The organism is Streptomyces sp. DI166 (assembly GCF_900091315.1).
GTDB classification, from domain to species: domain Bacteria; phylum Actinomycetota; class Actinomycetes; order Streptomycetales; family Streptomycetaceae; genus Streptomyces; species Streptomyces fuscus.
In genome coordinates this window covers 23,550-44,210 of sequence record NZ_FLSP01000075.1, presented here as the reverse complement: position 1 = coordinate 44,210, position 20,661 = coordinate 23,550, and the positions used below count along the sequence as shown (strand labels likewise).

The 20,661-nt window shown below is 70.7% G+C and carries 16 protein-coding genes; 13 read left to right on the top strand and 3 right to left on the bottom strand.

The window, feature by feature from the left end:
- The 6 genes from GA0115233_RS29535 to GA0115233_RS29510 form a co-directional block, all read left to right on the top strand.
- The coding region (locus GA0115233_RS29535; protein WP_176711986.1) for a hypothetical protein at positions 1-357 on the top strand (357 nt) is incomplete at its 5' end.
- 335 nt (positions 358-692) lie between these two features.
- Complete coding sequence (locus GA0115233_RS29530; RefSeq protein WP_093723374.1) at positions 693-1,808, top strand: DegT/DnrJ/EryC1/StrS family aminotransferase; 1,116 nt, start codon at positions 693-695, stop codon at positions 1,806-1,808.
- Positions 1,805-2,830 (top strand): Gfo/Idh/MocA family protein, encoded by a 1,026-nt coding sequence (locus GA0115233_RS29525; RefSeq protein ID WP_093723373.1) that lies wholly within the window; start codon positions 1,805-1,807, stop codon positions 2,828-2,830. The genes GA0115233_RS29530 and GA0115233_RS29525 overlap by 4 nt, the downstream gene beginning before the upstream one ends.
- Positions 2,820-4,379 (top strand): glycosyltransferase family 4 protein, encoded by a 1,560-nt coding sequence (locus GA0115233_RS29520; RefSeq protein WP_255310396.1) that lies wholly within the window; start codon positions 2,820-2,822, stop codon positions 4,377-4,379. The genes GA0115233_RS29525 and GA0115233_RS29520 overlap by 11 nt, the downstream gene beginning before the upstream one ends.
- Entirely contained in the window at positions 4,376-6,025 is a 1,650-nt protein-coding gene (locus GA0115233_RS29515; RefSeq protein ID WP_093723372.1) for a glycosyltransferase family 2 protein, read from the top strand. The genes GA0115233_RS29520 and GA0115233_RS29515 overlap by 4 nt, the downstream gene beginning before the upstream one ends.
- Positions 6,026-6,034: 9 nt before the next feature.
- Positions 6,035-7,318, top strand: a complete 1,284-nt coding sequence (locus tag GA0115233_RS29510; protein WP_093723371.1) for a nucleotide sugar dehydrogenase — start codon at positions 6,035-6,037, stop codon at positions 7,316-7,318.
- On the opposite strand, the gene GA0115233_RS29505 is transcribed toward GA0115233_RS29510, so the two are convergent.
- Complete coding sequence (locus GA0115233_RS29505) at positions 7,305-7,916, bottom strand: acyltransferase (protein WP_093723370.1); 612 nt, start codon at positions 7,914-7,916, stop codon at positions 7,305-7,307. The two genes, GA0115233_RS29510 and GA0115233_RS29505, sit on opposite strands and share 14 nt — an antisense overlap.
- 240 nt (positions 7,917-8,156) lie before the next feature.
- Here GA0115233_RS29505 and rplU point away from each other — a divergent pair, with 240 nt between their 5' ends.
- The 7 genes from rplU (at position 8,157) to GA0115233_RS29470 (ending at position 16,908) form a co-directional block, all read left to right on the top strand.
- Entirely contained in the window at positions 8,157-8,477 is a 321-nt protein-coding gene (gene rplU / locus GA0115233_RS29500) for a 50S ribosomal protein L21 (protein ID WP_004001309.1), read from the top strand.
- 14 nt (positions 8,478-8,491) lie between these two features.
- Positions 8,492-8,746, top strand: coding sequence for a 50S ribosomal protein L27 (rpmA, locus tag GA0115233_RS29495; protein ID WP_073938528.1), 255 nt, complete (start codon positions 8,492-8,494; stop codon positions 8,744-8,746).
- A gap of 156 nt (positions 8,747-8,902) precedes the next feature.
- A complete protein-coding gene (gene obgE, locus GA0115233_RS29490; RefSeq protein ID WP_093723369.1) occupies positions 8,903-10,345 on the top strand; it encodes a GTPase ObgE in 1,443 nt (480 codons plus the stop codon).
- Between the two features lie 95 nt (positions 10,346-10,440).
- Positions 10,441-11,634 carry a hypothetical protein gene (locus GA0115233_RS29485; RefSeq protein ID WP_093723368.1) on the top strand — a complete coding sequence of 398 codons (1,194 nt, stop codon included), beginning with the start codon at positions 10,441-10,443 and terminating at the stop codon, positions 11,632-11,634.
- A 191-nt stretch (positions 11,635-11,825) separates the two neighbouring features.
- Positions 11,826-13,325 (top strand): bifunctional cytidylyltransferase/SDR family oxidoreductase, encoded by a 1,500-nt coding sequence (locus tag GA0115233_RS29480; protein WP_093723367.1) that lies wholly within the window; start codon positions 11,826-11,828, stop codon positions 13,323-13,325.
- Positions 13,326-13,450: 125 nt separating this feature from the next.
- Positions 13,451-15,499 carry a hypothetical protein gene (locus GA0115233_RS29475; protein ID WP_255310395.1) on the top strand — a complete coding sequence of 683 codons (2,049 nt, stop codon included), beginning with the start codon at positions 13,451-13,453 and terminating at the stop codon, positions 15,497-15,499.
- A 200-nt stretch (positions 15,500-15,699) separates the two neighbouring features.
- Positions 15,700-16,908: a glycosyltransferase family 2 protein gene (locus tag GA0115233_RS29470; RefSeq protein WP_093723365.1), complete on the top strand. Its 1,209-nt coding sequence runs from the start codon at positions 15,700-15,702 to the stop codon at positions 16,906-16,908.
- A gap of 44 nt (positions 16,909-16,952) precedes the next feature.
- On the opposite strand, the gene GA0115233_RS29465 is transcribed toward GA0115233_RS29470, so the two are convergent.
- Complete coding sequence (locus GA0115233_RS29465; RefSeq protein ID WP_255310394.1) at positions 16,953-19,010, bottom strand: hypothetical protein; 2,058 nt, start codon at positions 19,008-19,010, stop codon at positions 16,953-16,955.
- 115 nt (positions 19,011-19,125) lie between these two features.
- The gene (locus GA0115233_RS29460; RefSeq protein ID WP_093723364.1) at positions 19,126-20,553 is read right to left on the bottom strand and encodes a polysaccharide pyruvyl transferase family protein; all 1,428 of its coding nucleotides are present in this window, start codon (positions 20,551-20,553) and stop codon (positions 19,126-19,128) included.
- Positions 20,554-20,661 lie beyond the last annotated feature (108 nt).

Below are 20,661 nucleotides of genomic sequence, written 5' to 3'. Positions count from 1 at the left end.
GCCCGTCCGCGCCGCCGTGCGGTGCGCAAGGCCACCGCGCCCACCGCGCCCGAGGAGGCGGCCGTCGTGGTCGTCCCCGCGGCCGCTGAGACCGTCACGGAGACGGCCGCGGAGTCGCCCGCCGAGGAGGCCCCGGCCACCGAGGAGGAGCCCGCCCCGGCCAAGAAGGCCGCGGCGCGCAAGACGGCGAAGAAGGCCACCGCCAAGAAGGCCGCGACGAAGAAGACCGCGGCCAAGAAGACGGCGGCGAAGAAGACGACCGCGAAGAAGGCGACGGCCAAGAAGGCCGCGGCGAAGAAGACCGTGGCGGCGGAGCAGAGCCTGCCGTCGGTCTCGGCCACGACCGACGAGGCCTGACCGGCACGACCGGCCTGACCGGCCTGACCGGCCTGACCGGCACGACCGAGGAGCCGGGGGCCACAGCGCCCCCGGTCCCACCCGGCCCACCCGAGCGCGGGGCACCGACCACATCGGTGCCCCGCGCTTTCGCGTTCGTCCGGTCGGGTCATTACCTGCCGTAACAGGTGTGTCCTGATTTCGCACGGGTCACCCTTTATCCACTTTCCGTGGCTATCCGAGCCGCAGCGAGAACGTCCAAGGGATGCGGACGTACTGCGCTCGACGACCGTCCCTCCCGGCCCGGCACGACGTGGTGCGTCCCCTTGTGGGTCGCCCAGGAGGAGAGGGAGTCGATGGACGACGCCCAGGAGCCGGTACCGGCTGCCAAGCCCGTTGTCGACGAGGAGGAGATCGAGGCCGCGGTGCGCGTGCTGCGCAGCGGCCGGGTCGTCCAAGGACCCGAGGTCAGCGCCTTCGAGGAGGAGTTCTCCGCGCTGGTGGGCGGACGCCACTGCGTCGCCGTCAACTCCGGCACCTCGGCGTTGCAGCTGACGCTGATGGCCCTGGGGATCGGCCCCGGCGACGAGGTGATCGTCCCCTCCTTCTCCTTCGCCGCCTCGGCCAACGCCGTGCGGCTGACCGGCGCGGACGTGGTCTTCGCCGACATCGAGCCGCACACCTTCGGCCTCGACCCGGCCGCCGTCGAGGCCGCGGTCACCCCGCGCACCGCCGCCGTCCTGCCGGTCCACCTCTACGGCCACCCCGCCGCCATGGACCGGATCACCGCGGTCGCCGAGAGGCACGGGCTGGCCGTGGTCGAGGACGCCTGCCAGGCGCACGCCGCCGCGCTGCACGGCACGCCGGTCGGCGCGTTCGGGGTCGCCGGGGCCTTCAGCTTCTACCCGACCAAGAACATGCACAGCCTGGAGGGCGGCATGGTCGCCACCGCCGACGCGGAGATCGCCCGCACCCTGCGGCTGCTGCGCAACCAGGGCATGGAGCAGCGCTACGCCCACGAGATCATCGGCGCCAACGTCCGTATGACCGACGTCTGCGCCGCCGTCGGCCGGGTGCAGCTGGCCAGGCTGCCCGGCTGGACCGAGCGGCGGATCGCCAACGCCGCCCACCTCACCGCGCACATCACCGCGCCGAACGTGGTGACGCCGGGCACCGCCGAGGGCGCCCGGCACGTGTACCACCAGTACACGGTGCGCGTCCGGGGCGACCGGGACGCCGCCACCGCCCGGCTGACCGAGGCCGGGATCGGCAACGCCGTCTACTACCCGACCCCGATCCACCGGCTCAAGCCGTACTGGGAGCCGGACCAGAAGGCGGGCCGCACCTGGGACCTGCCGGAGACCGAGCGCGCGGCCGCCGAGGTCGTCTCGCTCCCGGTCCACCCCGCCCTTTCCCGGCGGGACCTGGACCGTGTCGTGACCGCTGTGAACACCCTGGGGGAGCTGCTGTGAGCACCGCGAGACCCCTGCGGGCCGGACTGGTCGGCCTCGGCTCGATGGGCCGCCACCACGCCCGTGTCCTGGCCGGTCTGGACGGCGTCGACCTGGTCGGTGCCGTCGATCCGGTGGGCGACTCCGACGGCGCCGCGCAGGGCGCGCCGGTCCTCGCCACGGTGGAGGAACTGCTGGCTCTGGGCATCGACTACGCCGTCGTCGCCTGCCCCACCGGTCTGCACGAGGAGATCGGCCTCCGGCTCGCCGAGGCCGGTGTGTGCGCCCTGGTCGAGAAACCGGTCGCCGACACCGTCAAGGGCGCCCGTCGTCTGGTGGAGGCGTTCGAGGCGCGCGGGCTGGTGGCCGGGGTCGGGCACATCGAGCGCTGCAATCCGGCGCTGCGCTCGCTGCGCGACCGTCTCGAAGCCGGGGAGCTGGGCGACGTCTACCAGGTCGTCACCCGCCGCCAGGGCCCCTTCCCGCACCGCATCGCCGATGTCGGCGTGGTCAAGGACCTGGCCACGCACGACATCGACCTCACCGGCTGGATGACGGGCCACGCCTATGTGTCGGTCTCCGCGCACGTCGTCTCCAAGAGCGGCCGGCCGCACGAGGACATGGTCTGCGCGGTCGGCCGACTGGACGACGGCACCATGGTCAACCACCTGGTGAACTGGCTCAGCCCGCTGAAGGAACGCTTCACGTCGGTCACCGGCGAGCGCGGCTGCTTCGTCGCCGACACCCTCACCGCCGACCTCACCTTCCACTCCAACGCGGCGGTCACCACCGAGTGGGAGGCCCTGCGCGCCTTCCGGGGCGTCTCCGAGGGAGACATGATCCGCTACGCCATCCCCAAGCGGGAGCCGCTGCTCGTGGAGCACGAGCTGTTCCGGGACGCGGTCCTCGGCAGGCCCGCCGACATCTGCACCCTGCGCCAGGGCATGCGCACCGTCGAAGTGGCCGCCGCGGTGCTGGAGTCGGCGGTCTCGGGCCGCAGCGTCGAACTGCAGACGGAGGAGCTGGCGGCCCATGGCAACTGAGCACGACACCGAGACCCGCCGGGTGGCCACGCGCGGACGGATCGTGATGCTGGTCGACAACGGCGTCCGCGGCGACTCGCGCGTGCAGAAGGAGGCCCGCTCGGCGGCCGAGGCCGGCTGGGACGTCGTCCTGCTGGGCAGGGCCAAGGGCCGGAAGCCGGAGAGCTGGCGGATCGGCGAGGCCGAGGTCCGGCTGATCCCCGTGCCCACGCCGATGGTCCGGCGCCGCCACGAGTACCGCCGCGCCGTGCTGCGCTCCCCGCTGGCCTACCGGCCCGGCCCGCTCGCCGAGTACCGCAAGCAGCGCGTCAAGGCCTGGCGTGCCGACCTCAACATCCGGCTGATCCTCGCCCGGCAGGAGGGCACCGCCCTGACCCGGCTGCGGCTGGCGGTGCCGCGGCTGACGGCAAGGGCGGCCTACCCCTGGGTGAAGCTGCGCCACCGCAGGACGCGGGCGCTGGACAAGCGCCGCAAGGACATGGACTCGCCCCTGGACCGTTTCACCACCGCCTTCTGGCTCAGGACCATGGGCGACCGCAGCTGGCGCCGCCTCGACCCGCACCTGTGGGACTTCGAGCTGGCCTACGGCAAGGTCGTCGACGAACTCGAACCGGACATCGTCCACGCCAACGACTTCCGCATGCTCGGCGTCGGCGCGCGGGCCAAGCTGCGCGCGCGGGCCCGCGGCAGGGACGTTCGGCTCGTCTGGGACGCCCACGAATACCTGCCCGGCATCAAGCCGTGGAGCCCGCATCCGCGCTGGCACGTTGCCCAGTGCGCGCACGAGCGCGAGTACGCCCGGCACGCCGACGCGGTCACCACCGTCTCGGAGACCCTCGCCGGGATGCTCCAGGTGCGGCACGGGCTCAAGGAGCGCCCCACGGTCGTGCTCAACGCCCCGGACGCCGAGATCTCGCCGGAACAGGCCGCCGAACCCGTCCCCGACCTGCGGGAGCTGTGCGGTATCGGCCCCGAGGTGCCGCTCACCGTCTACAGCGGCTCGGCCGCCCCGCAGCGCGGCCTGGACATCATGGTCGAGGCGCTGCCGCTGCTGCCCGAGGTGCACACGGCGTTCGTCGTGCTCAACACCGAGTCCCCGTATGTGCGGACCCTGCGGGCGCGGGCGGAGGAGCTGGGCGCCGCCGACCGGCTGCACCTCGTGCCGTACGTGCCGCACTACCAGGTGGCGCGGTTCCTGTCGGCCGCGGACGTCGGGGTCATCCCTATCCACCACTGGCCGAACCACGAGATCGCGCTCATCACCAAGTTCTTCGAGTACTCCCACGCCCGGCTGCCCCTGGTGGTCAGCGATGTGCGGACGATGGGCGCCACCGTCACCCGGACCGGTCAGGGCGAGGTGTTCCGCGCCGAGGACCTGGAGGACTACGTGCGCGCGGTGAAATCGGTGCTCGGCGACGCCGAGCGGTACCGGGGCGCGTACGACACGCCGGGGCTCCTCGACGGGTGGACGTGGGAGGCGCAGGCCGAGGTGCTGGACGGCGTTTATGCGCGCCTGGCCGGCGAAAGAGCACGAGAGCGGTGGGCATGACCACGCCCGACGTCACCGTGATCGTCGCCGTCTACAACACCATGCCGTACCTGACGGAGTGCCTGAACTCCCTGATCGGGCAGAGCATCGGCCTGGACCGGCTGGAGGTCGTCGCGGTCGACGACGGCTCCACCGACGACAGCGGACGCGAACTCGACCGCTTCGCCGAGCGGTACCCGGACACCGTCAAGGTGATCCACCAGGCCAACTCCGGCGGCCCGGCGGCCCCCAGCAACCGTGCCCTGGAGCTGGCCGGGGGCCGGTACGTGTACTTCGTCGGCTCCGACGACTACCTCGGCGAGGAAGCGCTGGAGCGCATGGTGGCCGTCGCCGACGAGCACGGCTCGGACGTCGTCGCCGGCCGGATGACCGGCGTCAACGGGCGGTACGTGCACCAGGCGCTGTACAAGGAGAACGCGGTCGACGTCAGCCTGTACGACTCGGCGCTGCCGTTCACCCTCGCCAACACCAAGCTGTTCCGGCGGGAACTGGTGGACCGGTACAAGCTGCGCTTCCCGGAGCATCTGCCGGTCGGCAGCGACCAGCCCTTCACCATCGAGGCGTGCGTGCGCGCGCGGCGGATCTCGGTGGTGGCCGACTACACCTGCTACTACGCGGTCAAGCGCGGCGACGCGAGCAACATCACCTACCGCGCCGACCACCTGGCCCGGCTGCGGTGCACCGCGGAGATCATGGACTTCACCGCGCGGCTGGTGGAGGAGGGACCGCGCCGGGACGCGGTGCTGCTGCGGCACTTCACCTGGGAGCTGGCCAAGCTGGTCCAGGACGACTTCCCCGCCCTGGACCGCGCCCTCCAGCGGGACATCTGCGCCGGGATCGCCCGGCTCGCCGACGCCTACTTCACCGACGGCATCCGCGACGCCATGGACGTCAAGCGCCGGGTGCGGATCTGTCTGGCGCGGGCCGGGGCGGTGGACGAGCTGTGCGAGGCGATCACCTCGGAGAAGCTGCGCGGGGCGCCGCCGTTCGTCCTGGAGGGCGGGCGAGCCTTCGCCCGCTACCCCGGCTACCGCGATCCGCGCGTCGCCCTGCCCGACCGCTGCTTCGAACTCGTGGGCGAGGCGGTGCCGGGGCGGCTGGCCAAGGGCACCGAGCTGCTCGCCTCCGCCTGGGAGCAGGAGGGCGAGGGGATCACGTACACCGCGTCGGTCAGGACCGGCGTCGTCGGCGATGTCTCCGGTGCCGTCCTGCGGCTCGCCCACGGGGCCATGCCGTCCTCGGCCGACAAGCCCGGCGCCCGCAGGCTCCCGGACGGGCACGGCCTGCCCGAGCCGGTCGGCGAGTTCCGCACCGAGCCCGCCGCGGACGGCTCCGGCACCGTGCTGCACGCCCGCGTCCCGCTGGAGCGGCGCGACGCCAGACTCGGCGTCCGCCTCTACCTGGACGTCGCCGGGGACACCTACGAGATCCCGGTGCGCGGCAAGGGCAAACCGATGCCGCTGGCCCGCCGCTGGGGCGCCCACGACGATCCGTACCGGGCCTCCGCCCTGGTCAACTCCAAGGGACGGGTGGTGATCGACACCGCCCGTATGTTCCCGCCGAAGCCGTCACTGACCGAGCGGGTGAGGGCGCGCCTCACGCGCGGCGCACAGCCGGCGCGACCCGCAGCGAAGAGGAAGCAGTAGCGACCGCCCATGAACATCTGTGTAGTAGCGCTCGGCAAGATCGGACTCCCGCTGGCCGTGCAGTTCGCCACCAAGGGCCACCGGGTCATCGGCGCGGACGTCGACGAACGGGTCGTGGACCTGGTCAACGCCGGTGCCGAGCCGTTCCCCGGCGAGTACGACCTCGACGTCCGGCTCAAGCGGGCCGTCGACGCCGGGCTGCTGACCGCGACGACGGACACCGCAGCCGCGGTCGCCGAGGCCGAGGCCGTCGTGGTGGTGGTCCCGCTGTTCGTGGACGCCGAGGGTGTGCCGGACTTCGGCTGGATGGACGCGGCGACGAAGGCCGTCGCGCAGGGACTGCGGCCCGGCACCCTGGTGTCGTACGAGACGACGCTCCCGGTCGGTACTACCCGCACCCGCTGGGCGCCGATGCTCGCCGAGGGCTCCGGGCTCGGGGCGGGCGAGGAATTCCACCTGGTCTTCTCGCCGGAGCGGGTCCTGACCGGCCGGGTCTTCGCCGACCTGCGCCGCTATCCGAAGCTGGTCGGGGGCATCGACGAGGCCTCGACGACCCGTGGCGTGAAGTTCTACGAGCAGGTCCTCGACTTCGACGAGCGCCCCGACCTGCCGCGGCCCAACGGCGTCTGGGACCTCGGCACCGCCGAGGCCGCCGAGCTGGCCAAACTCGCCGAGACGACGTACCGCGACGTCAACATCGGCCTGGCGAACCAGTTCGCGCGCTTCTCCGACGCCCACGGCATCGACGTCCAGAAGGTCATCGAGGCCTGCAACTCCCAGCCCTACAGCCACATCCACCAGCCGGGGATCGCCGTCGGCGGCCACTGCATCCCGGTCTATCCGCGGATGTACCTGTGGAACGACCCCGCGGCGACCGTGGTGCGCTCCGCCCGCGAGGCCAACGCCGCGATGCCCGAGTACGCCGTCGACCTGCTGGCGGCCGCGTACGGCGACCTGAGCGGGGCGCCCGTCCTCGTGCTCGGCGCGGCTTACCGCGGGGGAGTGAAGGAGACCGCCTTCTCCGGGGTGTTCCCCACGGTCGAGGCGCTCCGGGCGCGCGGCGCGCTGCCGTACGTCTCCGACCCGCTCTACACGGCCGAGGAACTGACCGCGCTCGGCCTCCTGCCGCACCGGGGTGAGAAGGTGACGGCGGCGATCCTCCAGGCCGACCACGCCGAGTACCGCGCGCTGACCCCGGCCGACCTGCCGGACGTCACGGTCCTGGTGGACGGGCGCCGTGCCACCGACCCCGAGGCCTGGCAGGGCGTGCGCCGCATCGTCATCGGGGGCTGACGGCGCGCTCGGTCAACACGCCCTCCTTCTCCTCGTACAGGGCGCCGGTGCGCGGGCACTCCCACACGCCCGGTTCGCCGGGCCGCTCGACCAGGCGGACGCCAGTCCGGCCGACCCAGCCGACCCGGCGGGCGGGGACGCCCATGACCAGCGCGAAGTCGGGGACGTCCTTGGTGACGACGGCGCCCGCGGCGACCATGGCCCAGCGGCCGATGCTGAGCGGCGCCACGCACACCGAGCGCGCCCCGACGGACGCCCCCTCGGCGATCCGCACCCCGACGGCCTCCCAGTCACCGCCGCGCTTCTGGACGCCCTCGGGGTCCACGGAGCGCGGATTGTGGTCGTTGGTGAGCACCACGGCGGGGCCGATGAAGACACCGTCCCCGAGCTCGGCGGGCTCGTAGACGAGGGCGTAGTTCTGCAGCTTGCAGTTGTCGCCCATGCGTACTCCGGAGCCGACGTACGCGCCGCGGCCGATCACACAGCCCGTGCCGAGGCGGGCGTGCTCACGGATCTGCGCCAGCTCCCATACGCTGCTTCCGGCGCCGATCTCGGCCGTGTCGTCGACCTGTGCGCCGGGCTGGATCCTGTAGCTCACTTCTCCGCCTCCGGTGATCGGCTCCGCTGCGTGAGCATACGGCGACGGGAGCGAAGGGGCCCGGTTTGACCCCCATGGCGTGGCCCCGTAACCTTGACCGTCGGCGTGTCCGTGGATATAGGCGCGCCACATCCCCGTAAACCTCTTCCTCCGGAGCACTGGGTGTCCTGGAGAGGCTGTCCGCGTGCCGGGCGGCTGGACTGCGGGGGTGCCGTTCCCGAGCGAGAGAGTGAGATCCGCGTGTACGCCATCGTGCGCAGCGGTGGTCGCCAGCACAAGGTTGCTGTCGGCGACATCGTTGAGGTTGACAAGATTTCCACTGCCAAGGTGGGCGACACGGTCGAGCTCTCGACCCTGCTCGTTGTCGACGGCGACTCCGTGACCAGCGACCCGTGGGTGCTGGCCGGTATCAAGGTCCAGGCCGAGGTCGTGGACCACCACAAGGGCCAGAAGATCGACATTCTGCGCTACAAGAACAAGACCGGCTACCGCCGTCGTCAGGGCCACCGCCAGCAGTACACGGCGATCAAGGTCACTGAGATCCCCACGGCTGCGAAGTAAGGGACTGAGGAGAGATGGCACACAAGAAGGGCGCATCGTCCACCCGTAACGGCCGCGACTCGAACGCTCAGCGGCTCGGCGTGAAGCGCTTCGGCGGTCAGGTCGTCAACGCGGGCGAGATCCTGGTCCGTCAGCGCGGCACCCACTTCCACCCGGGCGCGGGCGTCGGCCGTGGCGGCGACGACACGCTGTTCGCCCTGCAGGCCGGCGCGGTGCAGTTCGGCACCAGCCGTGGCCGCAAGGTCGTGAACATCGTTCCGGTCGCCTGAGCAGGCTGATCGGAAGCTTTCGCGAGGCGGACCTCACTTCCCGGTCGGGAAGGCGGGTCCGCCTTTCGCGTGTTGTAGACGTGTTGTAGACGTGATGTAGACAGAGACACATACAGCACACCGAGACATTTCGTACGTAACTGGAGGCACTGAACCATGACCACCTTCGTGGACCGCGTCGAGCTGCATGTCGCCGCGGGTAACGGAGGCCACGGCTGTGCCTCCGTCCACCGTGAGAAGTTCAAGCCGCTCGGCGGACCGGACGGCGGCAACGGCGGGCGCGGCGGCGACGTCATCCTGACCGTCGACCAGTCCGTGACCACGCTGCTGGACTACCACCACTCCCCGCACCGCAAGGCCACCAACGGCAAGCCCGGCGAGGGCGGCAACCGCTCCGGCAAGGACGGCCAGGACCTGGTCCTGCCGGTCCCGGACGGCACCGTGGTGCTCGACAAGGCGGGCAATGTCCTCGCCGACCTGGTCGGCCACGGCACGTCCTTCGTCGCCGCCCAGGGCGGCCGGGGCGGTCTCGGCAACGCGGCCCTCGCCTCCGCCCGCCGCAAGGCGCCCGGATTCGCGCTGCTCGGTGAGCCCGGGGACCTCCAGGACATCGTGCTGGAGCTCAAGACGGTCGCCGACGTGGCGCTGGTGGGCTACCCGAGCGCGGGCAAGTCGTCGCTGATCTCGGTGCTCAGCGCGGCCAAGCCGAAGATCGCCGACTACCCCTTCACCACGCTGGTGCCCAACCTCGGTGTGGTCACCGCCGGTTCGACCGTCTACACCATCGCCGACGTGCCGGGCCTCATCCCGGGCGCCAGCCAGGGCAAGGGCCTGGGCCTGGAGTTCCTGCGGCACGTGGAACGGTGCAGCGTGCTGGTGCACGTCCTGGACACGGCCACCCTGGAGTCCGACCGCGACCCGGTCTCCGACCTCGACGTCATCGAGGCGGAGCTGCGCGAGTACGGCGGCCTGGACAACCGGCCGCGGATCGTCGTGCTGAACAAGATCGACGTACCGGACGGCAAGGACCTCGCCGAGATGGTGCGGCCGGACCTGGAGGAGCGCGGCTACCGCGTCTTCGAGGTGTCCGCGGTCGCCCACACCGGGCTGAAGGAGCTGTCGTTCGCCCTCGCCGACCTGGTCGCCAAGGCGCGCGCGGCGAAGCCGAAGGAGGAGGCGACGCGGATCGTCATCCGGCCCAAGGCCGTGGACGACGCGGGCTTCACCGTCGTACGCGAGGACGACGGGCTGTTCCGGGTGCGCGGCGAGAAGCCGGAGCGCTGGGTGCGGCAGACCGACTTCAACAACGACGAGGCCGTCGGCTACCTCGCCGACCGGCTCAACCGCCTCGGTGTCGAGGAGGAGCTGATGAAGGCGGGCGCCCGCGCGGGCGACGGCGTGGCGATCGGCCCCGAGGACAACGCCGTGGTCTTCGACTGGGAGCCGACCGTCATGGCCGGTGCCGAGATGCTCGGCCGCCGCGGCGAGGACCACCGCTTCGAGGCCCCGCGCCCCGCGGCCCAGCGCCGCCGCGACAAGCAGGCGGAACGGGACGAGTTCCAGCGCGAGTTCGACGACTTCGACCCGTTCGAGGGCTGACGGGGCCGTCCCGGAGGGCGGTGGATGTGGCCCTCGTCACATCCACATCCCGCTCTTATCCAACCCTCAGGAACACCTCCTACCGTCCCCTGACCATGGAGACGGACTGTACGAGAGACGACGTACCGGCCGACCGTGCGGTGGCTCCGCTGGCGGCCGGTACCCGGTTGCTGCACATCGGGCCGCACAAGACCGGGACCACGGCGCTCCAGGGCGCGCTGTTCGCGGCCAAGGAGGCGATGGCCCAGCACGGCGTCGACTTCCCGGCCACCAGCAGACACCCCATGTCGGCCGCCCTGGCGGTGTGCTCCCGCCCCGGGATGATGGGCAACAGCAAGCCCACCGACCGGCACTGGGAGACCCTGGTCGGTCAGGTCGCCGCCACCGGCCGGCGCACCTCCGCGGTCAGCAGCGAATTCTTCGCCGACGCGCCCGACGACGCGACGATCGCCCGGATCGTGGAGGAGCTCGGGGGCGACCGGGTGCACGTTCTGGTCACCCTGCGCCCGCTGGCGCGGATCATGCCCTCGCAGTGGCAGCAGTACGTGCAGAACGGGCTGCGCATGGGCTACGAGGACTGGCTGGAGCACATGCTGCGCAAGCCGCCGTACGAGAAGCCCAACCCCAGCTTCTGGCGGCGGCACCGGCACGACCGGCTGATCGAGCGGTGGGTGCGGGCGGTCGGCCCCGGACGGGTCACCGTCGTGGTGGTGGACGACACCGACCGCGGTGGCCTGATGCGTACCTTCGAGGCATTGCTGGGGCTCCCGGAGAATCTCCTTCAGGAGGTTCCGGACACCGCCAACCGTTCCCTCACCCTCGCCGAGACCGAAATGCTGCGGAATCTTAATGTGGAATTCCGCGGGAACGAGCTGCCCGAGGAGCTCTATTCACAACTCGTCCGATATGGCGCCGTCATGCATATGAAGAACGCGTGCGTTCCCGGTCCCGGCGACGTGAAGATCCGCACCCCCCGGTGGGCCGCCGAGGCGGCGGCCGGGATCGGGGCGGAGGCGGCGGAGCGGATCGGCGCGTCGGGCGTGCGGGTGATCGGGGACCTCGCCCTGCTGTCCGCCGTACCGAGGCAGCCCGACACCCCGGCCGACGCCGAGCCGCGCATCGCGCCCGAGGTCGCGGCGCAGGCACTGTACGGGGCGCTCGCCGCGGCAGCCGCGGCGCCGGTGCGCAGCTCCGTGCCCGCGCAGTCGCGTACGGTTCACCAGACACCGTCCAAGGAACTGGTGAAGGTTCTCGGACACCGTTGCCTGAAGAAGCTGCGCCGCCGGTGATCTGTGCGGTTACTCACAGCTACGCCCAGCAATTCCCCAGGGAACCGGGAAGGCATTCCCGACCGTCACCAGGAGTGCGAGGTGAATGAAGGGTTGCGCGCCCATATGCGGCGGGCGGCGCTCACCTTGCACAGCGGTTACCGGAAGTGGGACCATTTCCGCGTTCCCAGTCGCCACAAGGTAGGTCACCTGTGTCCCAGCACATAGCCAAGCCCCGTACCACCGCAGTGATCCTGGCCGGTGGTACCGGTCAGCGCGTGGGTCTCTCCATCCCCAAGCAGCTGCTGAAGATCGCCGGCAAGGCAGTCATCGAGCACACCTTGACCACCTTCGAGAAGGCCGACTCGATCGACGACGTCATCGTGCTGATGGCGCCGGGCTACGTGCCCGACGTCGAGAAGATCGTGGCCAAGGCCGGGTTCAAGAAGGTCACCAAGATCATCGAGGGTGGCTCGACCCGCAACGAGACCACCGAGCGGGCCATCGCGGCGCTCAGCGAGGGCCTCGCGGAGGGTGAGGACCGCAACGTCCTCTTCCACGACGCCGTGCGCCCGCTGCTGTCACAGCGTGTGATCGACGACTGTGTCACCGCCCTGGAGCGCTACCAGGCCGTCGACGTCGCCATCCCGTCCGCGGACACCATCATCGTGACCCGCACGCACGGCGAGGACGGCGAGTTCATCACCGAGATCCCGGACCGCTCCCGGCTGCGCCGCGGCCAGACTCCGCAGGCGTTCAAGCTGTCCACCATCCGGCGGGCCTACGAGGTCGCGGCCGGCGACCCGAACTTCCAGGCCACCGACGACTGCACGGTCGTGCTGAAGTACCTGCCGGACGTGCCGATCCACGTGGTCGCGGGCGACGAGTACAACATGAAGGTCACCCAGCCGGTCGACGTCTTCATCGCCGACAAGCTGTTCCAGCTGGCCTCCACCGCCGCGCCCGAGCAGGTCTCCGAGGAGGCCTACCGCGAGCTGCTGACCGGCAAGACCGTCGTCGTCTTCGGCGGCTCCTACGGCATCGGCAAGGACATCGCCGAGCTGGCCGAGTCCTACGGCGCCAAGGTGTACGCCCTCGGCCGCTCCACCACCGGTACGCACGTGGAGAACCCGGAGGAGGTCGACGACGCGCTGTCCAAGGCGTACGCCGAGACCGGCCGGATCGACTACGTCGTCAACACCGCCGGTGTGCTGCGCATCGGCAAGCTGGCCGAGACCGACAACGCCACCATCGAGGAGGCGCTGAAGGTCAACTACCTGGCGCCGGTGCAGATCGCCCGCTCCTCGTACAAGTACCTCTCCGAGACCAAGGGCCAGCTGCTGCTGTACACCTCCAGCAGCTACACCCGGGGCCGCGCCGAGTACAGCCTGTACTCCTCCACCAAGGCCGCCATGGTCAACCTGACCCAGGCGCTCTCCGACGAATGGGCGGGTGACGGCGTTCGGGTGAACTGCATCAACCCCGAGCGCACCGCGACCCCCATGCGGACCAAGGCGTTCGGCCAGGAGCCGGCGGGCAGCCTGCTCTCCTCCGAGGCGGTCGCCCGCACCTCGCTCGACGTGCTGCTCTCCGAGCTGACCGGTCATGTCATCGACGTCCGCCAGCAGGACCCGACGGCCGCCGCGGGCCAGGCCTCCGGCTTCGAGGCCGCGTTGGCCAGTGTGCTGGACCGTCAGGACGGCGTGGCATAATCAACAGTTAATAAGCCTTTAGGAATTCAGGCCCCTGTTTCTTCTGATGAAGAATTGGCAGGGGCCTGAGTCCTTGGCCCCTCGTTCCTCAGACCGGCAACCCCTCCCCCAGAGCAGGTTTATCCGTGATCTCCACCGCTATACGCGTCGCCCGGGTGGGCAGCGCGGCCGAGCTGGCCGCGGCGGTCCTCATGATGCTGGGCTTCCCCTGCCTCATGGTGGCCGCGCTCGTCCCGAGCGTCCCCGCCTTCGCGGCCGGTGCCGCAGTGACGTACCTGGCGGACCACTATCTGCACCGCAAGGGCAGCTACCTGGTCAACCGACTGAGCAAGGTGCGTGCCGGGCTGTCGATCCGCTTCCTGATCCGACAGCTGCTGCTGATCCTGCTGCTGGCCCGCCTGGACCTCTCGGACAACCTGGTCTACTACGCCGCGGTCGCCGGTTTCATCGGCTTCTACGGCCTGCAGGCCCCGCACGGCGCGCTGGTCACCCTGATCCGCAACCGCCGCCGGATGCCCGTCGCCACCCGCAACGTCGACCTGGCCTCGCGCATCCGCATCCCGGACGCCCCGCCGCGCGCCCTGCTGGACCGGTCCGCCGAGAAGATGCTCCACCTGGACCTGGCCGCCGTCGTCGGCGTGCTGGTCTCGGCCTTCCTCGACGAGCCGCTCGCCGGGTTCATCGGCATCGGCGTCACCCTGCTCCTGGGCACCTTCTACGTGCTCGCCCTGGTGCCGTACATCCGCGGCAACCGGATCCCGCCGAACGCGGACACCGTGCTGGCCGCCGTCGACGGCTGGCTGTCCGAGTACCGCCCCGAGACGGTGCTGTACTTCTCCGGCTCCAAGGACTCCGCCTACCAGGTCAACATGTGGCTGGAGACCATGGAGCAGCTCGACTCCAAGCCGCTGATCATCCTGCGCGAGCGGGTCATCCTGGCCAACCTCGCCCCGACCACGGTCCCCGTCATCTGCGTGCCCGGAGGGGTGCACCTGATGAACATGGACCTGAGCACCGTGCGCGTCGCGCTGTACGCGGCGAACGTGGGCAAGAACATCCACCTGCTGCGCGTGCCCACCATGAAGCACGTCTTCATCGGCCACGGCGACAGCGACAAGCTCGCCAGCGTCAACCCGTTCAGCAAGGTCTACGACGAGGTGTGGACCGCGGGCCGGGCCGGCCGCGACCGGTACGCCATAGCGGACGTCGGCGTCCGTGACGAGGACATCGCCGAGGTCGGCCGCCCGCAGCTGGCGCCCATCCAGACCTGGCAGGGCGTGCCCGAGGGCCGCATCCCGACCGTGCTGTACGCGCCCACCTGGGAGGGCTGGGACGGCAACCCGGGCAACACCTCGCTGGTGCTGGCCGGCGAGAACATCGTCAAGCGTCTGGTCAAGGCCGATCCGCCGGTCCGCGTCCTGTACAAGCCGCACCCCTTCACCGGCACCGTCAGCGCCGAGGCCAAGGCCGCCCACGCGCGGATCACGGCGCTGATGGAGAAGGCCCGCGCGGAGCGCGCCGCCGACTCCCGCTTCCGGGTCGACGCCGCCGCGCTGAGCGCCGCCAAGGCCGAGCTGGCACGGATCGAGGCGCGTCTCGCGGAACTCGCCGGAACGGGCAAGGAGCGCGGCGACGAGGCCGAGGCCAGCCGTGACGGCCTGGTGGACATGGCCCGGCACGAGGAGATCGCCCGGCTGCGCGCGGAGTGGAACGACGCCTACTGGCGGTCCTTCGGCACCCACGAGCACCGTGTCATCACCGGCGCCGAGCCGCGGCTGTACGACTGCTTCAACGTCTCCGACGCCATGGTCTCCGACATCTCCAGCGTGGTCTCCGACTTCATCGCCAGCGGCAAGCCGTACGCGGTGACGGACTCCGCCGGGCTCGGCGAGGAGGAGTTCAAGCGGCAGAACACCGCGGTGCGCGCCGCGGTGATCCTCTCCAACAGCGCCGCCGAGCTGGGCGGGCTGCTGGACGCGGTCCGCGACCCGTCCGCCGACCCGCTGGCCGAGGACCGCGTCGAGCTCAAGCGGTATCTGCTCGGCCCGGACGAGCCGCCCTCCATCGAGCAGTTCAACACCGCGGTCGCGAACCTCGCCCTGAAGGCCGAGACCCGCAACCTCGGCCAGGAGGCCCGGATCGCCGCGGCGGAGTCGGCGGAACTGACCGGCTGACAACTCGCCCTGGAAAAAGCCCTGTTCGGCCCCCGTGGAGTTCAACTCCACGGGGGCCGACGGCATTTCACGCCCCGCTCCAGCCGGTGAGGTGGGTCACAAATAGCGCAATGCTAGGCAACCTTGCGCCGGGCTGAACCGTCTTCTAGGTAGCGAAAAGGAGAAACGGGAGAAATAGCACCCGTCTGTTTGGGGGGAACGTGACCGTGACGCAGCCTGATGTGTCCGTCATCATCGGCGCGTACGAAGCGATGCCGTATCTGGTCGAGTGCCTGGCGTCCCTGGAGGCGCAGACGCTGGACCCGGCGCGGATCGAGGTCATCGCGGTGGACGACGGCTCCACGGACGGAACCGGTGACTGCCTGGAGGAGTTCGCCGCCCGCGTGCCCATGCCGGTGACGGTGATCCGGCAGGAGAACTCCGGCGGCCCGAGCGGCCCGCGCAATGTCGGCCTCGGCAAGGCCACCGGGCGGTACGTCTTCTTCCTCGACGCCGACGACCGGCTGGGCGCCGAGGCGCTGGAGCGGATGGTCGCCATGGCCGACCGCAACGGCACCGATGTGGTTCTCGGCCGCATCGAGGGCGTCAACCGGGGGGCGCCGAAGTCGATGTGGCACCGGACGCTGGAGCGCACCGATGTCTTCTCCTCCAACATCAAGTTCACGCTGAGCGCCCAGAAGCTCTTCCGCCGGGAGCTGCTGACCCGGCACGGCATGCGCTTCGACGAGTCCCTGTTCACCGGCGAGGACGCGCTGTTCACGATGGAGGCGTACCTGCGGGCCGACGGCGTCTCCGTGCTCGCCGACTACACCTGCTACTACCTGGTGGGCCGCGAGGACGGCAAGCAGGTCACCAAGAGCGGCGGCTACACCCTGCGGTTCGACTCCGCGCGCTCCCTGATGAACCTGATCACGGAGATGGTCCCGGCCGGCCCCCGGCGCGACACGCTGATGGTCCGCCCCTTCGCCGTCACCCTGCTGCCGCAGTTCGGCCCGAAGTTCCTCAAGGACAGCGACCAGGTCCGGCGCCACAAGATGGAGCTGGCCGCGCCCCTGCTCGCCGCCCACTGGCACGAGGGCGTGGCCCGCCAGTTGAAGGTCGAGGAGCGGCTGCGCGTGCACCTGGTCGCCACCCGGCAGACCGAACGGCTGGTGGAGGTCCTGAAGTTCACCAAGGCCAAGAAGCAGCCGGCGGCCCTCCTGGAGAAGAAGGGCCGCCGACTGTACCTGGCGTATCCGTACTTCCGGGACTCGGCCGCGGGCATACCGGACTCGGTCTACCTCGCCTCGCCCCGCGAGGCCCGGGGCGTGCCCGGGTACCGCGAGGACGACAAAGATTCCGTGCTGCGCCGGGCCGCCCGCAGGCTGGGCAGGGCCACCCGGCCCGAGCGGACGAGGGTGCGGGTCTGACCCGAGCGTCGGCCGTGCGACTCACCGGTCACCGGGGGAACCCCTCAAGAGGTCGCCGTTCCGTCGAGTGTCTCGGACTTGCGCTCGTCGCGCTGGGCCGGGACCGGGGGGATGGTGTGGGCCGCTGTTCGCTCCCTGCGCTGTTCGGCGGCCGAGTACAGGGCGCGTACCGCCGTGTTGAAGCGCTCCTGGGAGGTCGGTTCGTCCGGGCCCAGCAGGTATCGCTTCAACTCCAGCCGGGCATCCGCCAGTTCGTCCAGCTCCGGGTCGCGTACCGATGCCAGGAGCTCGGGCATTCCGGCCGCGTCGGGGGTCAGCACGGTTGCCGCGCGGACGGTCGGGAAGGTCTTGCGGAACACGTCCTGAGCCAGACCGCTGGTGTTGGCCACGGCGTACGGCTTGCCGCTCGCCAGGAAGTCGCTGACCACGCTGGAGACATCGCTGATGAGCAGGTCGGACCGGTTGAAGCAGGAGAAGAGGGTGGGCCGGAGGCCGAGCACGATCTGGTGCTCCCACTCAGGCAGCGAGGCCCAGTAGGCGTCCTCCCAGGCGGTCGTGGCCTCGGCCACCGCGCGCGCCCGTCCCTCCTCGGGCGTCGACTGGGCCAGCATCCGCTCGACCTGGTCGGCGGCGGCCCGGAAGTCGGTCGCGGTGATCCGGTCCAACTCGGCCGTACGCCGGGCCAGTTCACCGTTGTCGGCGGGGCGCGGTCCCGACCGCTCCCGGTTGGCGGCCCGGATCAGGTCGCGGATGCGCATGTCGGCGGCACCGGCGCGCGGATCGACCGAACCGGTCAGCGGGTGCGGCTTGTACAGGAGGCGCACCTTCGGGTCCGCCAGCAGCGCCCGGACGATGTTCTCGCCGGCCTCGATCACCGAGGTGTTCCCCGGGTTGCCGTCCCAGCCCTCCCAGGTCGGCGCGTACAGCACGGTGGTGTACGTCCCGGCGGGCGGGCCCGCGTACGGCTCCACGGCGTCCAGCTGCGGGCGGCCGATCTCCACGACGTCCTTGTCCTCGACCCCGACCTCGGCCTGCGCGTACCGCTCGCGCGCCGCGGGACCGGCCACCCACACCTCGTCGTACGCCTTCGCGTACGGGTTGCAGGAGGACAGTTTGTCGCTCTCGCCGTGGTTGACGAAGGTGTGCTTGAGCGTGGGGATGCGCAGCACCTGCGAGGTCTTGCCGGAGTTCGAGGGATGGATGAGCACCCGGAGCGTGGACTGCTCCAGCCGCATCAGCGTGGACACCTTCGGCAGGCACAGGATCGGTACGTCGGTCGCCGCGAGCTTCTGCACCATGAACCGCTCGCGCAGCACGATCAGCGGCCGTCCCTCCAGCTGGGCGAGCGGTTCCAGCCACATGTTCGCCTGGTACGCCGAAGAGGTGCCGCCGGAGAAGTACAGGCCGACGGTCGGCCGGTACTCCGCCAGCCAGCGGTCGAGCCACTCCAGGGTCTCCCGCTCGCCCGCGGGCCGGCGGCCGGGCAGCAGCCGCAGCGCCAGGTCGCCCAGGCCCACGACGGCCAGGCCGAGCGAGAGGGCGAGGCCGAGGGCCGCGAGGCGGCGGTCGGCGGTGGCGACGGTGGCCAGCAGACCGGCCGTCGCGGGCAGGCCGTAGACGAGCAGCCGTGGGCCGGGGCGGCGCAGCAGCAGGGGCGGGGCGGGGGACAGGCGCAGCGCGGAGGCGTCGATGTTCCGCGTCACCACCGGCAGGGTGCGGGTGCGGCGGACCAGGATCGAGGCCGCCTGGATCGCGCCGTGCAGCGCGTAGAAGGCGAGCAGCGCCGCGATCAGCGGGGTGTACGAGGACTCCCGGTCCTGTCCGCCGAGCCTCAGCAGCGCCACCACCAGCAGCAGGTCCCGCAGCACATGGCGGACGGTGACGTCCAGGTGCGACTTGGCGAAGACCGCCAGGATGCCGCGCTGCCAGCGGTGCAGGAAGCCTTCGACGGCGAGGCTGACGGCGGTCGCGCCGATCAGCAGCGGGACGTTGGGACGCAGGGCGGCGAAGGCCTGGGCGCAGAACGCGACCACCAGGACGGCGGCCGGCAGGGGCCTGGCCGGGACGCGGAGGCGGGGTGGGCGGGGGATCCGTAGGGGCACTGCGGTCACTCCAAGGTCGGGCGCATACGTGCGTCCGGGTTAACGCGCGCCTGCCTCCGGACGACACGCGGGTGACGTCCGGAGGCAGGCTTCTTGGAGTGGTGGGGCGGACCGCCTAGCGCTCGGGGCGGATCGCCTTGCGCAGGGGCGTGCCGACCACGCGGCGGGCCCGGCGGTAGACGGAGGTCCGCTGGACCGGGACGGCCGAGGTGACGGTCCGCGTCGACTTGGCCTCGGCGAGCTGCTTCTTCAGCTTGGCGTTGTCCGAGGCCAGCTGCCCGATCCGGGTCTGCAGCCAGCCGAAGCGGGCGGCCAGCTCGGCCGGGTCGTTGTCGATCCAGGGGCGGATGCCGGGCGGGAAGGACAGCGAGCGCAGGCGCTCCTCGAACGCCTGGCCGCCGTCGCCGTGCGTGAAGGTGTTCTGCAGGCCGTTGCGGTCGAGGAAGCCGGTGAACCGCTCGAAGCGCTCCTGGTGGCCGTTGACCAGCGGGCCGAAGTCGGCCTCCTCGTACAGCCGGGCCGGGTCGACGTCCGCGTCGGCACCGAGCTGGTCGATCCGGTGGTGCGGGATGTCGAAGTAGCGGCACAGCTCCAGCGTGCGCGAGTCGCCGCACAGCACCGTCGCGGGCGTGCCCGCCAGCAGCGCGGCGATGTTGCCGTGGATGCGCGAGCCGAAGGAGTAGTCGAAGCCGCGCAGGTCGTCGATCCAGGTGACCGGGTCGATGTAGACGCGCGCCTTGCCCTCCTGGTACATCGGGTGGTCCGGGTGCGTCGGCATCGCCGTGATCTTGCCGTTCGGACCGGCCACCTCGCGCCAGTGCAGCTGCTTGCCGTCGGTGAGGTTCTGGCCGATGTAGCGCAGGTTCGGGTAGCGCGCGTGGGTCTCCATGATGATCCGGCCCACGCCCTGCGACCGCACCGCGCTGTGCGAGCCGTTGATCGCCACGCGGGACTCGGGGGTCAGCGCCGGGACCTTCTTGCGGACGGTCAGTTCCTTGCCGTACATGAACATCGACGGGCAGCCGATGACCTCGACGTCCCGGAAACCCATGTCCTTGAGGTACTGAGCGGTGAACTCGCCGCGCACGCCGATCGACGCACTGCGGTCGAGTACGGCGGAGACGAACTCACGCACCGAAGGCTCAATGGGCTTCAGGCGCGCCGGGTCGTAGGTCAGGCTCGTCTGGGCACCGACACCCACCACGACCACCGGGATCTTCAGCTGCTTGATCAGCTGCGTCATTCGCTTCAGCGACGCCTCGAAGGACGGCCGGAAGGCGTTGGCGAGGGGGACGACGAAGGCGTCGTACTCGTCGTTGATCCGGCCTGCCGCCTTGGTGTCCGTCTTGATGCCGTTGGAGACGACCTCGGTGCCGGGCGTCTGCAGGATCTTGTGGGTGGCGTCGCTGAAGATCAGGTTGCCGGAGTTGGTGGCTATGACGTCGCGATGGAGGGCTTCCTCGATCGAAAGGACGTCGAAGGGGCTCTTCCCCGATCTGAGGAGGATGCGCCGCGCGGGGGGAACATTCGATGACACATGCATCAGATTAAGTTTGAGAGCTCTTTCATTTCTATAAGCAACCAGTACAACCTTTTTGCCGTACGCAAAGCGTGAGGGGGCGGCTACGGCCCCGCTGTCCGGTTTCCGGAC